The organism is Sphingorhabdus sp. (assembly GCF_044239045.1).
In the GTDB taxonomy this organism is placed as follows: domain Bacteria; phylum Pseudomonadota; class Alphaproteobacteria; order Sphingomonadales; family Sphingomonadaceae; genus Sphingorhabdus_B.
This window is the reverse complement of the sequence record NZ_JBIICD010000010.1, coordinates 50,672-66,454: the sequence shown is the minus strand read 5'-3', so window position 1 is coordinate 66,454 and position 15,783 is coordinate 50,672. Positions and strand designations below refer to the sequence as shown.

Below are 15,783 nucleotides of genomic sequence, written 5' to 3'. Positions count from 1 at the left end.
TTTAGCATTCTTCTCGTCGCCCCAGCCTACGCTGGAGCGACGGCGTTTTTTCCTGAAGGGGTTGGGCCTACATAAAATAACCCGTCATCCTGAACTTGTTTCAGGATAACAAGCGGCGGTTCGTTATCCTGAAACAAGTTCAGGATGACGAATTGGGATAAGATGGGGTTAATCTAACGCCAACCGTCCATGTTCCAGTTTCGGCAACACATAACGCGCGAACATGTCGCATTCGTTGATATGCGGATAGCCCGATAGAATGAACGCCTCGATACCTACTTCGCGATAGGCGTTGATCTTGGCGAGCACTTGGTCCGGATCGCCTACAATCGCCGCGCCGCAGCCGGAACGGGCGCGGCCAATGCCGGTCCACAGATTATCCTCTAAATAGCCGTCATTTGCCGCAGCTTGCGCGCGCAGTTCAGCCTGATGCGCAACGCCGAAGGTTTGGGTATCGAGGGATTTGTTGCGGATGGCCTCGCCTTGATTGGCGTCAAGCTTGGACAGCAAGCGGTTGGCATAAGCGCGTGCCTCGGCCTCGGTTTCGCGAACGATGACATGTGCGCGGAAACCATATTTCAGCGTGCGACCAAATTTGGCGGCGCGGGCGGTCATGTCATCGACCAAGTCCTTGGCACCCTGAACGGTTTCGGGCCACATCAGATATACGTCGCACCCTTCGGCAGCGGCGTCCTTGGCGGCAGGTGATAGGCCACCGAAATAGAGCGGCGGGCATTTGCCGTTGACGGTTTTCATGCGGGGCGGGTCGATGTCGATTTTGTAATGCTCCCCATCGATCGACAGATGTTCGCCGTTCAGCAAAGTCTTCAATATGTGCATCGCCTCAACGGTGCGGCGATAGCGGGGTTCGGAATCCATCTTGTCACCTGGTAAGTCCGACGAGATGATGTTCACGTTCAATCGACCACCTGAAATCTGGTCCAAAGTCGCGATTTGCCGCGCAAGCTGCGGCGGCCAGCTTTCGCCGATACGCACAGCCATCAGCAATTTGATCCGCGTGGTTAGCGCCGCAATGGCACTGGCAAAGGCGGTGGTGTCCAAGCCAAGGGCATAGCCCGACGGCAGCAAGATATTATCAAAACCGCCTTTTTCGGCGGCCAAAACGATATTGCGGCAATGTTCCCAGCTGGAGGCGAGATTGGTGTCAGGAACGCCCAGAAATTCATAGTCGTCATCGCACAACGCGGAGAACCAGCTTACTTCAACAGGCTTTTTCATGGCAGCGGCACTCCTCTTGCGGCGACAAGGACGCTGTACCAGTCGGCGCGGGTCCATTGAATTTTGAAGGCATCAGCGGCTTCAGCTATGCGCGCCGGATTTTGCGAACCGACAATCGGGATGGGCCGTGCGGGGTGCGCCATAATCCAGCTATAGGCCGCCGCCGTCCGCGAAACCCCATGCGCCGTCGCCACCGCGGAAAGCGCGGCAGCCACATTTTGTTCACGCGCATTTTGCGGGTCGCCAATCCGGCCACCGCCCAAAGGCGACCATGCCATCACCGCAAGATCCATCGCTATCGCTTGATCCAGCTCGCCATTTTCGACGGTGTCGATCCGCAACGGCGATAGTTCGGGTTGTGTCGAGACAATGGGCACTGCGCTAAATTGTGCCAGCGTCGAAATCTGCGCTTGCGTAAAGTTGGATACGCCAAATGCGCGGATTTTGCCTGCCTTATGCGCGTTTTCTATGGTGCGCGCGATTTCCTGCGGATGCGTTAACACATCGGGCCGGTGAATTTGCCATAGGTCGATGCGATCGGTGCGCAAGCGGGTCAGGCTATCATCAATAGCTTTGGTCAGATATTCCGCGCTGCTGTCATAGGGCGTTGGCGGGGTGATGCCGCCTTTTGTCGCTAGTACCATACGGTCCCGATATTCAGGCGTTTGCGCAAATACTTCGCCAAGCAGTTCTTCGGCCTTGCCAAAACCTTGTTCGCCAAAACCATAAATATCTGCGGTGTCGAACAGCGTGATGCCAGCTGCAAACGCAGCATCAATTGCCGCGCGCGCCGCGGACAGTTCCAATCCGGCAAAGCGCCACATGCCCCATGCCAAAGACGAAATTTCGATACCACTTTTGCCCAAAGGGCGCGTGTGCGGAGGGAAGGGAAGCGTCATGATTTTTTGCTCTTTTTTGGTGAAGGAAAATAGGGTGGGGCCACGGATTCGCGGCTGATAAGTTCGTGGGGCAGGCGACGATGCTCAATCCCGCCTTCGCCAAACAGCAGGTCGGCGGCGGTTGATGCGAGGTCGCGGACGGGCTGGCGTACAGTGGTCAAGGGCGGCCAGACGACACGGGCCAGCGTGGTATCGTCAAAGCCCGTAACCGAAAGCTGCTGTGGGATTTGAATGCCGCGCCGATGCGCCACGGCGAGAACGCCCGACGCCATGTCGTCATTCGATGCGAAAATCGCGGTGGGTGGATGCTTCAGGGCCAAGAATTGCTCGGTGGCCGATGCGCCGCTTTCGAAATCAAACCGTCCCTCGGCAATCAGGTTGGAATCAACCGATATGCCGACGCGTCCCAAGGCGCGCTCGTAACCTGCTTGTCGTTCACTACTCGCCTTATGGTTTGGGTGGCCCTTGATAAAGCCGATCCGCCGATGCCCGATGTTGATGAGCTTCGTCGTCATGTCGTCGGCGGCCTGCATGTCATCCATGAAGACGGAACTGGTCAGCGCATGGTTGGTGCCTGGCGAGATGCGCACAAACGGAATGTTGAGCGCCTCAAGTGCGTTCAGCACAGGCACGCAATCGGTGACGGGGGAGGAGAGTATCGCACCGTCCACATGCGTTTGCCGCACCATGCCGCGCACTTGTTCACCGACGTCTGGGTCGGCCACATCGACGGGCTGCGCGATTAAGCGCATGCCTTCTTGATGGCAGCGGTCCCAGCATCCTTGCATGATCTGATGCATATAATAAGGGCTGTGATTGTCGTAGATGAGCGCAATCTGTCCGGATTTGGTGCCCGCAAGAATACGCGCGGCGATGCTTGGGCTGAAGCCAAGCTCCGACATGGCGGCGTCTACCTTCGCCTTTGTCGCCGCGCTGACATAAGGATGGTCGTTCAGCACGCGGCTGACGGTTTTTACCGCCACGCCAGCGAGCTTTGCGACATCACGTATGTTGGCGCGTGGGTTCATGCGGCGAACGCGGTGCGGATGGACGCGAATAGGTCGGCATAATTGCTGTCGGAGCGGGTGAAGACGGGTGGTTTGCCGTTTGGCGCGGCGATGTCGTGCGTGCCTTTGCCATATGTTTTACCAGACCACAGATGGACCCATTCACCATCGGGTATCACCACCGGGCGACTTTCTTGGCCTTCCGCAACGACTGGTGCGACGATCATGTCGGCACCATAGAGATATTGGTCTTGAATGTCGTAATATGCAGGGTCGTCATAATGCAGGAACATGGGCCGTTGCAACGGCAGGCCAGTAGCCACCGCCGCATCGCAAAGCGCACGAACATATGGCGCAAGCTGCGCATGGACTTGGCTCATCCTTGCAAAATGGCGGAGAATTTCGGGGCTGCTGTCGAGTTGCAAATTGTCCGCTGGGCGGTTGCCTTCATGGCTGCGCATCACAGGTGCAAATGCGGCAAGATCGATCCAGCGGTGCATGAGTTCTGCCGTCCGCACTACGCCATGCAGGCTGGTATAGCCGCCCAAGTCGCTATGGTGATACGCATTACCCAAAAGGCCCGATGACAAGGCCGCGGTTATCACCGTGTTAATGCCGTCATGCCGTGTGAAATCGACACATTGGTCGCCCGCCCATAATAACGGGCAATGCGCCTGAACGCCGGAAAAGCCTGCGCGCATGAAGAAGGTCGCGTCATGCGTTTTTCCGCGTGATGCGATCGCATCCGCGTTCACCTTTGACCAAAGGACGGGCCAGCGATTATGCGCCTCCATTGGATCGGATCCGTCGAACAAGCGCACATCAGTTGGCAGATATTCGCCAAAATCGGCCATCCACCCAGATAGCCCGAAATCGAGCATTTCTTGGCCGATGATGCGGTCTGCAAACCAGTTGGCGGCTGCTGGATTGGTGAAATCCACCACGCCAGCGTCAAATTCGCCGAAGTCGACGGCATAGACCGCGTCGCTGTCCTGCCGCAGTGCCAGATAATTGTTTGCCAGCGCCTCTTGATAGAGCGCGCCATCCACCGCCAGATAGGGGTTCACATAGCCCAAAAAGCGGATGCCACGCTGCGCCAGCGAAGCGATATGTGCAGGAAGATCTGGATAGCGCGCGGCATTCCATTTCCAGTCCCAGAACAAGCGCTTGCCAAAGCTAGTTTGGCGGATGCCAACCCAATCCTCGCACCATAGCCCGGTAATGGCCGCGCCAGAGGCGGCAATAGCCTCAAAGCGGTCAAATGTATCTGTGCCATCTTTAAGGCCAACTATAGCGCCGGAAATGGCCCAGTCGGGCAATGCTGGCTGACGGCCAAATCGGTCGGATAGCTTCGTTACCAGATCAGGCAAAGTAGCCGCGTCGAACAGCTCCAAATCGACATTTGCCGACCAACATTCGACGCCAATACGGCCCGCTTCTGTAAGATCCAGCACGGAATAAGCGTCTGTTTCGAGGTGCATCGCATAACGCGCACTGCTCACCCATGTCGGTTGCGGATAATTGGTTGTCCAATAATCCCCGCCCGCCAAGCCATCGGCATCCATGGTCTGCGTAAGCGCGGTCGACTTGTCGCGGCCAACCCCAGGCTCCGAAGTCCAGAACGGAAAACGGCGCCCGTTCAGCCGCAAATAGGACATTTGCTCCCCGCCGCCCCAAAAGGCTTCGGAAGCTGCGCACTGCATATCTATCCAAAGTCGGTTGAAGGCTGGGTCATTGCAGCGGAATTTTAGGATGGATTGTTGCGCCTGTTCCTCAAGCGCCAACGTTGCGACAATGTCAGGACGCTGTGCATTCCACAGCCGGATAACGCCACTTTCTTCCGCGTAGCAATCTAGCGCCAATCGTGTTTCAACGATGTCGTCAATGCGAAAATTGCCACGAACCATTTCCAGATCAGGCGCGCCAATACCCATGCTAATAGCAGGCATTTTAGCGCGATGAGACAGCATGCATTTGTCATCGCGCAGTAGGTCAAAGCCGTCCGATTGCATGATGACTGTAAATGGCAACGTATGACCCTCTCGCGGTTTCGTATCTGGCACTATGGCAGTATTGCAACAGTCCCAGTTTAAATATTGTCGCTATATGACACCGCTAGACATATTGAGTCAATCTGGTAACAACCCCATCAATTGATGAGGTATATTCCGATATAGCTTTTATTGCTTGAGTAATCTCAAGTGATTTGGTTGAGAAGCGGATGGCCATTTTTAGGGAGGTACATGATGTTTAATTCTGAGTTTAAGAAAACGTCTTTCATCCGCGCTTCGTTGTTCGCAAGCGCCGCAATTATGGCAGGCGTGAGCCTGCCTGCATTGGCGCAGACCGCTCCAGCAGAAGATGACTCGGCCAATGCAGAAATCATCGTAACCGCGCAGAAGCGTGAGGAGCGTTTGCAGGATATTCCGCTCGCCGTATCGGTTGTTGGTGGAGAGGCAGTTGCCAATAATGGCGGCATCACTCTTGAAAATGCGCAGTATCTCGTTCCTAGCTTGAACTTCCGCAAGGCCGGCACGTCGCTGAACCAGGCATTGTTCCTGCGCGGCGTCGGCACCATCAACTTCTCGATTGCTGCCGAACCATCGGTCGCAGCTGTCCTCGACGGTGTTGTCTTGAGCCGCGCTGGTGAAGGTTTCACGGATTTGTTTGACGTGGAGCGTATCGAAGTTTTGCGCGGACCGCAGGGTACATTGTTCGGAAAGAACGCATCTGCTGGTGTTGTAAGTATCGTGACCAAGCGTCCGACAGCCGAATATGGCGCGACGGTTGAAGGCTCATTCTTCACGAAATCCGAATATCGTGGTCGTGCGACCGTTAACTTGCCGCTGAGCGCCAATGTGCGTTCGCGTTTCACCGGATTTTACGGCAGCTATGACGGCAACATTAACAATCTGACCACTGGCAAAAAGGTCAATGGCTATGAACATTACAGTGTTCGTGGCGCGATTGAGGCTGACGTTGGCGAAAATGTCCTGCTGACGCTGCGCGGCGATTACCGCAAAGCCAATGATGATTGCTGTGCCGAAATTATTGGCAACACGCCAACCAATGCTGCCGCTCTGGCGCTGGCTGGAACCGGCTTCAATAGCTCGGATTCACGCAACATTCGGCAGAATCTCGTCACCGCGACGAAGGAAGAAAGCTGGGGCATTTCGCTGCAAGCGGACCTGGAATTGGGCGAACATAGCTTGACTTCGATCACCAGCTTTCGTGGTTGGGATAATACCGAAATCCGCGATGGTGACTGGCTTGACCGGCCTTATGTTGGTTTGAACGAATTGCACGATAATGGACCGCAAACATCGAATACCTTTAGCCAGGAAATTCGGGTTGCGTCGCCGACTGGCGAATTCCTCGAATATGTCGCCGGAGTATATTATTCGAAGGCGGAATCGGACCGTACATTCACACGCAATGTAATTACCTGTTCAGCATCGACGCTCGCTGCGGTTGTGCCGGGTCTCGTACCTTGTTCAACAGCGGCAGGGGCATCGACAATCACAACGCCTGCAGGAACGGCCGACTTTGGTTCGACGTTCAAAAATATGTCGATATTTGGTCAGGCAACGATCAACCTGACCGATAGCCTGCGTTTGATTGGCGGCTTGCGCTACACGCACGACGAGTTGGATGTGTATCATATCCGCCGGACCTCGCTCGCAGGTCCAGGTGTCCAAGGCAACTTTGATGCCGGCGTTTACAATAACGGTCTCGTGGCAACAGCGCCAGCTACCGGCTTTGTTGCCGGCGCTTCAAACGGTGTTCCCTTCAGCACCAGCACGAGCAACAATAACGTTTCAGGTAAGGCAGCCGTTCAGGCAGACCTCACCGAAAACAATATGGCTTATGCAAGCTACACCCGTGGCTACAAGGGCCCAGCGTACAATATTTTCTACAACCTAACGACGCCGGGCGCTGGTGTTATCGCACCAGAAACGGTCAACGCGTATGAAGTGGGATTGAAAAATACGCTTCTTGACGGTGATCTGATTGTGAATCTTGCGGCATATTATGCCAAGTATAACAACTATCAGGCAAACAGCCCAGACTTTGTAGCAGGTGTACGGACCACGCGCCTGACGAATGCCGGTTCAGTTTCAACTAAGGGTTTCGAGGTTGATTTTGTTGCGACGCCATTGCGTAACTTCACGCTTTCGGGTGGTGTTGCTTACAACAAGGCACAGGTTGAGAATTTCCGTTTGCCACCGGGTGCAGATGCATCACAATTGGTCGCTAAAGGAACGCCTTTAGCGAACGCACCAAAATGGAAAATGTCATTTGGCGCGCAGTATAACATCGAAACTTCGGGCTTTGCGAATATTGAATTGGGAAGCCAGATTGCGATGCAGTCCGACCAGATTTACGAAGCGAGTGCGAACCCCGCGGTACGCCTTGGTTCAACCGCAGATGGTTACGCGATTGTCGATTTGACCGCTGCTTTGGTTGACACCAATGACGGTTGGCGCTTGGCATTCCAGGTTAAGAACCTGTTCGACAAGAGCTTTGCATCTTCGATTGTATCAGGTGGTCCTGGTGGCGCATATCGCTACATCATCCCTCGCGAGGCAGATCGTTATTTCGGCGTAACCGCGAAGATCAATATCGGCGCGAAATAAGCTGAACTGGACATATTAAAATGAAAGGGCTGGAATCCACATTGGGTTCCAGCCTTTTTGTTTTCTAAGCGCATGAGAAAAAGCCGCGCAGAAGTTCGACGAATATCGCACACGCGATGACTAACGACGTTTACAACTGTAATCGAATCGATTACAGTTGTAGTCGGAGAATGAAGCATGTCATCAGAACGTATCAGCGACGCTGAATTAACGATCATGGAAATATTGTGGGAACGCGCACCGCTGACGGCTACCGATGTCGCCGCGCGGTTGCCGGATGACCGTGCATGGTCGTTACCCACCGTCAAAACCTTGCTTTCACGATTGCTCAGCAAGGCCGCGGTCGAACATCGTGCCGATGGTCGCCGCTTTTTGTATTCACCGCTTATTGGTCGTGAGGATTATGTTGCGCATGAATCAAAGCGGCTCGTGGACCGCCTTTTTGGCGGTAAGTTCATGCCATTGTTCGCGCATATGGCCGAGCAGGAAAATCTCAGTGCTGCTGACATATCCGAAATCGAAAGATTGTTGCGGGAGATGAAATCATGAGCACTGATTTTCTGGGGGCATGGCTGTTCGATACCTTTATGGTGACCAGCATCTTGATGTTAATGGTTTTGCTCGTGCGGCGACCTGTGGCACGGCATTTTGGTCCAGGTGTCGCATATGCGCTTTGGTGTATTCCGGCTGCCCGCGTTTTAATGCCCTCGCTGGATGGTGCGCCCGTATCCGAACTGGAGAGCGGGACCGCGTTGCAGGACAATGTGCGCGACGCAATCCTTGCGGCCATATCCACGCCAGAAAATACGGATTCCGCAACCAACCAAATGGTCACGGCGCCATCGGTCGATTATGCTGTGCTTGGTTTGACATTATGGCTTGGCGGCGCAGCCTTATTTTTCATCATTCAGATGATCCGCTACGCTTCTATGCGCGACGAGCTTTTGTCTGAGGCGACCGAAATCGCAAATATAAACGGCGTAAGAGTTGTTGCCTCGGATCAGGTGGCAGGGCCGCTCGCCTTCGGCCTGTTCAAACGCTATATTGCGGTGCCGCAGGATTTTGCCGACAATTACTCAACAGTGGAGCAGGAACTCGCCCTTGCCCACGAAATGGCCCATCACCGTTCGGGCGACCTGTTCGCCAATCTGGCAGCGTTCATCCTGTTATGCCTGTCCTGGTTCAACCCAGTCGCATGGCTGAGCTGGAACGCTTTTCGCGTTGACCAAGAAGCCGCGTGCGACGCGCGCGTTTTGGCAGGTAAATGCGCCGAGGAGCGCGCCATTTATGGGCGGGCATTGGCGCGTACGGCGTTTAACGGCGTGCCGATCTTTGCGACCGCACTAAATTCACCAAAAACTATCATCGAACGATTGAGGAGATTGAATATGAAGAACGCCAGCACAAAACGGCGCTTGTTTGGCAAAGTCGGCGTCTTGGCTGCCGCTGCTGTTGTCTTGCCACTGACGGCAACGGTCGTGCCCGCCGTGGTCGCGCAGGATCAGACTGCCACCGATAACAAAGCTGAAGCCATCAAGCGTGATGTTCGGATTATTAAGATAAAGCGTGACGGCAAATCCGTCGACATCGTCGGCCATGACGGCGGCAGCGAAGATGTTACCAAGGTCGAACGTAACGGTAAGGTCTTCATCTTCCGGACGGACAAGAAGCTGACTGAGGATGAAGTTGAAAAAATGGTCAATGAGGCCGATACATCTGGCAAAGCTGCCGATGCAGCGTTGGTCGACGGCGCGCGCGGAATATTTGAGCCAAAGCGGATCATCATAAAAGCCGCCGCCGACATACCGGAGATAGATATTCAAGAAATGACTGAAAACTGCACTGCCGCCGCGCAACCCGTCACCACCGATGTCGAAGGCTCTGATGGTACGAAAAAGGCACGCGTCCGCCTTGTAATGTGCGGCAAGGGGCAAGCAAAGATAGCGCGGATTGAAGCGCTAAAGGGCTTGCGCGAGGCACGCGATGAGATTGCTTCGGAAAAAGACATGCCCAAAGCGGTGCGTAAAGATGTGATCGAAAAGCTGGATCAAGAGATCCGCAAGCTTGAGGCGCAAACCAACAAGGGCAACTGACCAGCAAACTATTCCAGAACCTTGAGCTCCCCATTTCGGTTCTGACGGGGCGGTTTTTACGGACCGCCCCTTTTTCTTTTGTCCGTTATGCGCCATATCGCGGGAATGAAATGGCCCGACACGATCAATGCAGGCGAGATACAGCAGCATGAGCCGCTGGTGCGGCGCGTTCTAGCGCCCAATGCTTCGCCCTATACCTATACCGGCACGCAGACGTGGATTGTCGGTAATGGCCAAGACGTTGCCGTTATCGACCCGGGCCCCGTTGGGAGCGGGCAAAGCATAGGTGATCCCGCAGACATTCATGGCGAGGGCCATGTCGAAGCGATCTTGCGCGCAGTGGGCGACGCAAAAGTAACCGCAATCCTGTGCACGCACACCCATCGTGACCACTCACCTGCGGCGGCACCTTTAAAAGCCGCAACCGGCGCGCTGATCATTGGCTGCGCCCCTTTGGTGCTGCGCGATGATGGCCCGCGCGCCGACAGTGCCTTTGACCCCGACTACCGTCCAGATCGCATCCTGAAGGACGCAGAGGCCATTTCAGGCGATGGTTGGACGCTAGAGGCCGTGGCAACGCCGGGACACACCAGTAACCATCTCTGCTTCGCTTTGGGGGAAAGCGGCGCGTTGTTCACCGGCGACCATGTGATGAAATGGTCGACCAGCGTTGTCAGTCCGCCCGATGGCGATATGAGCGACTATCTGGCGAGCTTGCAAAAATTATACGAACGCGACGACCGTGTTTATTATCCGGCGCATGGCCCAGCAGTTGAAAATCCGCGCCAGCTTGTGCGCGGGATGATTGGTCATCGCCGGCAACGCGAAAGGCAGATCGTGACCTTGCTAGAGAGCGGCGAGGGGCACATTCCCAATATGGTGGCCGCGATGTATAAAGGCTTAGACCCGCGGCTTATTGGCGCCGCAGGTCGTTCGGTTCTTGCGCACCTTATCGATTTGCAAAATCAAGGGCGTGTAGCGGCGCAAGGTGATGGCTGGCATCTCGTAACGGAAGCGTAAAGCCCATAAACGGCATGATCAGGCCTTGTGCCCCAGAGGCAAAAAAACCAATATGAACCTGAAGCTGGCCTTGTTTCACGAGCCCAAATCGACCACATAGGCCTTCAATTCAGCTGCCGGAACAGGTTCGGCATGGCAAAGGTATAATCGCATGAACGCCCTAACGCCCCGCGAAAATTTGCAAGGCCTTGATCTGCTCGCAGAAATCAAACGGCTTAAAAAAGAACGGAATGCCGTCATTCTCGCGCATTATTATCAAAAGCCCGAGATTCAGGATTTGGCGGACTTTGTGGGCGATAGCCTTGAATTGAGCAAGCGCGCGGCAGAGACCGATGCCGACGTCATTGCCTTTTGCGGCGTAAAATTCATGGCGGAAACCGCAAAAATTTTAAGTCCGCAGAAAACCGTCATATTGCCCGACATGGCCGCTGGCTGCTCCTTGGAAGATGCGTGCCCGCCCGGTAAGTTCAAGGCGTTTCGTGAGGCGCATCCTGATCACATCGCGCTCACATACATCAACTGTTCCGCCGAAGTGAAGGCGCTGTCCGATATCATCGTGACCAGCAGCAGCGCGGAAACAATCCTAAGCCAAATTCCGCCAGAGCAGAAAATCATTTTTGGTCCTGACCGGCATTTGGGCGGCTATCTTGCCCGTAAGTTCAACCGCGAAATGCTATTGTGGCCGGGCGTTTGCATTGTGCATGAGGCATTTTCGGAAACCGAACTTTTGAAGCTTAAGGCGCAATATCCTGGTGTTCCCGTTGCCGCCCACCCCGAATGTCCGCCGCATATCATCGACCATTCGGATTATGTCGGCAGTACCAGTGGTATTTTACAATATGCGCAGACGATGGCAGGAGATACCCTGATTGTCGCGACTGAACCGCACATCATCCACCAGATGGAAAAGGCGGAACCAAGCAAGACATTTATCGGTGCGCCTGGTGCAGACGGCAACTGCGCGTGCAACATCTGCCCGTATATGGCGCTCAATACGATGGAGAAACTCTATCTCGCTTTGCGGGATTTGACGCCGCAGATAGCGCTTGATGAAACAGTGCGCTTGGGCGCAAAAAAGAGCCTCGACCGGATGTTGGAGATGGCGAGCGGAACCATCGGTAAGGGCGACCTCGGTCGGGCTTGATCGGGGGATGATGAGGCGTATCAAATATCTACTCGCCTTCACCGTTATATCGATATAATACAGCCAAGCGATGCTTTTCTGGCGATCTTCTTCTGCTAAAAATAGTGATATCGACAGTCGGCTTGCCGCTTTCGATGATAATAATGCGCAACGTTTTCCCGACGATCTGCCACCAGGGAATGATGTTGCTCCAGGTAATGCTAAGCGCCTATTTTTAGGTAAGACGCGCTGGTGGTGGTTCGGACGCGCTATCGCGGGCCTGACCGCGATGTTCGTGCTCTTATTGCTTTGGCTCGCGGTCACTGCACCCTTGTCAAAATCGCTTCAGCCGATTGCGCCGCCGCGGATTACCTTGCTGGCGTCCGACGGCACACCCATCGCGCGCAACGGTGCTATCGTCGATCGGCCCGTCGACGTCACCAAATTGCCCCCGCATGTGGTGCAGGCTTTTTTGTCGATCGAGGACCGCCGTTTTTATTCACATTGGGGCATTGATCCGCGCGGTCTCGCGCGCGCTGCATGGTCGAACGCCTTTGGCAGTGGAATTACCCAAGGCGGCAGCACGATTACGCAGCAGCTTGCCAAATTCACCTTTTTAACGCCCGAACGCAGCCTTACTCGCAAGGCGCGTGAAATGCTCATCGCCTTCTGGCTTGAGGGACGCCTTACAAAAGACGAAATTCTTGGCCGTTATCTGTCGAACGTCTATTTTGGTGACAATGTTTATGGCCTGCGCGCCGCATCGCTGCATTATTTCTATCGCCAGCCAGAGCGTTTAACGCTGAGCCAATCCGTCATGCTGGCGGGCCTTGTGCAAGCGCCGTCACGTCTGGCCCCGACCAAGAACCCCGAACGTGCCGCAAAGCGCGCTGGGCTCGTTCTCAGGGCCATGGTGGCCAATAAGGCCATTACGCAAGCCAAAGCGGATGCCACGCCCGTGGCGCGGCTGGACGTGCGTGTGCGCGAGACATTGCCGACAGGTACATATTTCGCCGATTGGGCCATTCCGCAAGCGCGGCTCCTGACCGAAAGCGGATATTCCGATGTACGAATAACCACGACACTAGACGCTCGTTTGCAGAATATTGCCCGCAAGGTTGTTGCCCGCGCGGGCGTTGGTAACGCCCAAATCGCCTTGGTCGCGATGCGCCCTAATGGTGAGGTTGTCGCCATGGTTGGTGGCAAAAGCTACAAACAGTCGGCGTTTAACCGTGTAACGCAGGCCAAAAGGCAGCCCGGGTCGACCTTCAAGCTGTTTGTCTATTTGGCGGCCCTTCGTTCGGGCATGACGCCGCAGTCGATGATTGCCGATACCCCCATTAATGAAGGCAGTTATCGCCCGAAAAACTCCGGGTTGCGCTACCGAGGCGACATTACGTTGGAGAAGGCATTTGCCCAATCAAGCAACGTTGCTGCTGTACGGCTGTACCAGAAAGTAGACGGCAAAGAGGTGGAGCAAGCTGCGCAAGACTTGGGTATCCGCAGCCCGCTTAATTTGGATCAGAGCCTTGCGCTTGGTAGTTCCGGCGTCACCTTGTTGGAATTGACCGCCGCTTATGCGGGCGTGGCGGGCAACCAATGGCCTGTTGAACCGCACGCTTTTAAGCAAGAGGAACAGGGCTGGATTGAGTGGTTGTTCTCCGGGCCGCGTTCTTTCAGTGGGCGCATGCACGGGATGTTGCTGAATTTACTGGGGGCGTCGGTGAAGCAAGGCACGGGACGCGCCGCGCGGCTTTCGATTCCGGCCTATGGAAAAACCGGAACCAGTCAGGATAATCGCGATGCCTTATTTGTCGGCTTTGCGGGTAATTTGGTGGTTGGCGTGTGGATCGGCAACGACGACAACAGCCCGCTACAGGGCATTAACGGCGGCGGCTTGCCCGCGCGGATCTGGCGCGATTTCATGTCGCAGTCGATCCGCAACGCAGCGCCGGTTAACCGACCCAAAACTCCGCTGACGCCAGATCCAGAAGGTCCGGTTGAACCTCTTGATCTGCTGGATTTGCAGGAATTGCCAATTGATATCGGCAATTCGGAAATACGCGTCGATCAGGGGCAGGGCGTTACCGTAAACACCGATGTCAACGGCGTTCCGTTGGAAATTAAGCTTGACCGCGATGGCGCCAATATTCAGCCTGGCCCATCTGCGGAACGTTCCGCGCCGGAACCGCGCTGATGTGCGTATTCTTCTGCCATGACTAAATTCATGCGATTTTTTGCAGCTTTGTGCCTGTTTCTGTCCCCGTTATTGGTTGCCCCCGCAGGCGCCGATGCAAGTGACATCAGTGCCGCATCGCGTAGTGTGGTGCGTGTCATCGTGTATAGTTCCGCCGAAGGACAGCAGAGCATCGTCAGCATCGGTTCCGGCGTGGCTGTCGCACGCGATAAAATCATCACCAATGCCCATGTCGTTGAAATGGCGAGTTTTGATAACAGTGTGCAGATCGTCATCGTACCCTCAGACGGCACACAAAGCTATCGCGCCAGAGTGACCGCCAGCCTGCCGAGAAAAGACCTTGCCTTGCTGCAATTGACCTCTGGTGCGCTTGTTCCTGCAAGTATTTTCGCAGGCGTGCCAGAGGATGGCGCGGACGTCTTTGCCATTGGTTATCCCGCTAGCGTTGATGTCGCCTTGGAGCAGAGCGAAACAGATGTGCTACGTCCGCAGCAACCCGTGAAAACGCGGGGAACGGTCTCATCCGGACGGACATCGAAGTCGGTAGAATCGCTTTTGCATACGGCACCCATTGCACCGGGCAACAGCGGCGGGCCGATTGTCGATGCCTGCGGACGGGTGCTGGGTATCAACAGTTTTGGGTCCGTAGCCACAGATGGTGGTGCGGAATTTTACTTCGCCATATCGGCGCGCGAATTGTCGGCATTTCTTGCCAATCGCGGTGTCGCGTTTCGCGCTGTGCGGGGCGATTGCCGATCGGTCGCCGAACTGACGCGCGCTGAGGCAGAGCTGGAGGCATCCACCCGTGCCAAGATAGAGCAAGAGGCACGTGTTGCCGCCGAACTGCAACGCAGCCGTGAGGGCAAAGTGCGCAGCGACGCCGAACATGCCGTCATTGGCGAACGGGAAAACCATCTAGCACTGGCTGGGTTGTTGCTCTTGCTAAGCGCCGTTGCAGGGGGTGCTGCGTGGCAGTTTTCCGAACGTGAACAACAGGATCGATTTAAGGCAGCAACCGCCGCCGGTGCCGTGCTTTTTGTCATGGCGGTGGGAATTTTTGCCGCCCGCCCATCGTTCGACGAAGTCGATGATCGGGTCCGTGCTGCTTTGACAGCCAATATGCCAGACGATGCCGTTGCCGAAAAGAGTGCTGTTGCAACTGAACCAAAAGCGAAAATCTGCGTTTTGCAGCCTCAACGCAGCCGCGTCACTATGTCCGACACAGCCGACGTCGAATTTACGTGGCAGCCCGATGGATGCGTAAACGGACGTACGCAATATGTCGAAAGCGGTGGCCGCTGGGTGCGCAGCTTTGTACCCAATAATGATGCCCAGATTTCCGTCATCAGCTACGCGCCGGAAACCGATATATACCGTATTGAACGATACCTTCCGGGCAATGACGTCATGCAATCCGCGCGTGCGGCGCGAAAACTCTATGACGTCAAAACTTGCACCATGGACCCAGCGCAACTGACCAACATAGACAATATGAACAAGACCATATTGGCGCAATTGCCGCCTGCGCCGAACGAGATATTATTGTTCACATGCTCTGACCGTTGAAT

General features: G+C 55.2%; 11 protein-coding genes. 7 read left to right on the top strand and 4 right to left on the bottom strand.

Going from position 1 to position 15,783, the window contains the following annotated elements; translation table 11 throughout:
- Positions 1-168 precede the first annotated feature (168 nt).
- Genes ACILP4_RS05820 through ACILP4_RS05805 form a run of 4 tightly spaced genes read right to left on the bottom strand, consistent with a single transcriptional unit; the run spans position 169 to position 5,175 of the window.
- Positions 169-1,239: an LLM class flavin-dependent oxidoreductase gene (locus tag ACILP4_RS05820; protein WP_395619803.1), complete on the bottom strand. Its 1,071-nt coding sequence runs from the start codon at positions 1,237-1,239 to the stop codon at positions 169-171.
- A complete protein-coding gene (locus ACILP4_RS05815; protein ID WP_395619814.1) occupies positions 1,236-2,141 on the bottom strand; it encodes an aldo/keto reductase family oxidoreductase in 906 nt (301 codons plus the stop codon). The genes ACILP4_RS05820 and ACILP4_RS05815 overlap by 4 nt, the downstream gene beginning before the upstream one ends.
- Positions 2,135-3,166 carry a LacI family DNA-binding transcriptional regulator gene (locus ACILP4_RS05810; protein ID WP_395619802.1) on the bottom strand — a complete coding sequence of 344 codons (1,032 nt, stop codon included), beginning with the start codon at positions 3,164-3,166 and terminating at the stop codon, positions 2,135-2,137. Before ACILP4_RS05810 ends, ACILP4_RS05815 begins: the two co-directional genes overlap by 7 nt.
- A complete protein-coding gene (locus ACILP4_RS05805; RefSeq protein ID WP_395619801.1) occupies positions 3,163-5,175 on the bottom strand; it encodes an alpha-glucosidase in 2,013 nt (670 codons plus the stop codon). The genes ACILP4_RS05810 and ACILP4_RS05805 overlap by 4 nt, the downstream gene beginning before the upstream one ends.
- Positions 5,176-5,388: 213 nt before the next feature.
- Here ACILP4_RS05805 and ACILP4_RS05800 point away from each other — a divergent pair, with 213 nt between their 5' ends.
- From ACILP4_RS05800 to ACILP4_RS05770, 7 genes are all read left to right on the top strand, one after another.
- Positions 5,389-7,782, top strand: coding sequence for a TonB-dependent receptor (locus ACILP4_RS05800; RefSeq protein WP_395619800.1), 2,394 nt, complete (start codon positions 5,389-5,391; stop codon positions 7,780-7,782).
- A gap of 177 nt (positions 7,783-7,959) precedes the next feature.
- Entirely contained in the window at positions 7,960-8,331 is a 372-nt protein-coding gene (locus ACILP4_RS05795; protein WP_395619799.1) for a BlaI/MecI/CopY family transcriptional regulator, read from the top strand.
- Entirely contained in the window at positions 8,328-9,875 is a 1,548-nt protein-coding gene (locus tag ACILP4_RS05790; RefSeq protein ID WP_395619798.1) for a M56 family metallopeptidase, read from the top strand. The genes ACILP4_RS05795 and ACILP4_RS05790 overlap by 4 nt, the downstream gene beginning before the upstream one ends.
- A 105-nt stretch (positions 9,876-9,980) precedes the next feature.
- Entirely contained in the window at positions 9,981-10,895 is a 915-nt protein-coding gene (locus ACILP4_RS05785; protein ID WP_395619797.1) for an MBL fold metallo-hydrolase, read from the top strand.
- 151 nt (positions 10,896-11,046) lie between these two features.
- A complete protein-coding gene (gene nadA / locus ACILP4_RS05780) occupies positions 11,047-12,039 on the top strand; it encodes a quinolinate synthase NadA (protein WP_395619796.1) in 993 nt (330 codons plus the stop codon).
- 70 nt (positions 12,040-12,109) lie between these two features.
- On the top strand, positions 12,110-14,215 hold the full coding sequence (locus tag ACILP4_RS05775; RefSeq protein ID WP_395619795.1) for a transglycosylase domain-containing protein: 2,106 nt from the start codon (positions 12,110-12,112) through the stop codon (positions 14,213-14,215).
- A gap of 30 nt (positions 14,216-14,245) precedes the next feature.
- Positions 14,246-15,781: a S1C family serine protease gene (locus tag ACILP4_RS05770; protein ID WP_395619794.1), complete on the top strand. Its 1,536-nt coding sequence runs from the start codon at positions 14,246-14,248 to the stop codon at positions 15,779-15,781.
- The last annotated feature ends 2 nt before the right edge of the window (positions 15,782-15,783 follow it).

Bases quoted from the DNA above. Each gene is read 5' to 3' on its own strand.
- ACILP4_RS05800 (WP_395619800.1), top strand. From the start codon at position 5,389: ATGATGTTTAATTCTGAGTTTAAGAAAACGTCTTTCATCCGCGCTTCG.
- ACILP4_RS05790 (WP_395619798.1), top strand. From the start codon at position 8,328: ATGAGCACTGATTTTCTGGGGGCATGGCTGTTCGATACCTTTATGGTG.
- ACILP4_RS05795 (WP_395619799.1), top strand. From the start codon at position 7,960: ATGTCATCAGAACGTATCAGCGACGCTGAATTAACGATCATGGAAATA.
- ACILP4_RS05820 (WP_395619803.1), bottom strand. From the start codon at position 1,239: ATGAAAAAGCCTGTTGAAGTAAGCTGGTTCTCCGCGTTGTGCGATGAC.
- ACILP4_RS05775 (WP_395619795.1), top strand. From the start codon at position 12,110: ATGCTTTTCTGGCGATCTTCTTCTGCTAAAAATAGTGATATCGACAGT.
- ACILP4_RS05770 (WP_395619794.1), top strand. From the start codon at position 14,246: ATGCGATTTTTTGCAGCTTTGTGCCTGTTTCTGTCCCCGTTATTGGTT.
- ACILP4_RS05785 (WP_395619797.1), top strand. From the start codon at position 9,981: ATGAAATGGCCCGACACGATCAATGCAGGCGAGATACAGCAGCATGAG.
- ACILP4_RS05810 (WP_395619802.1), bottom strand. From the start codon at position 3,166: ATGAACCCACGCGCCAACATACGTGATGTCGCAAAGCTCGCTGGCGTG.
- nadA (WP_395619796.1), top strand. From the start codon at position 11,047: ATGAACGCCCTAACGCCCCGCGAAAATTTGCAAGGCCTTGATCTGCTC.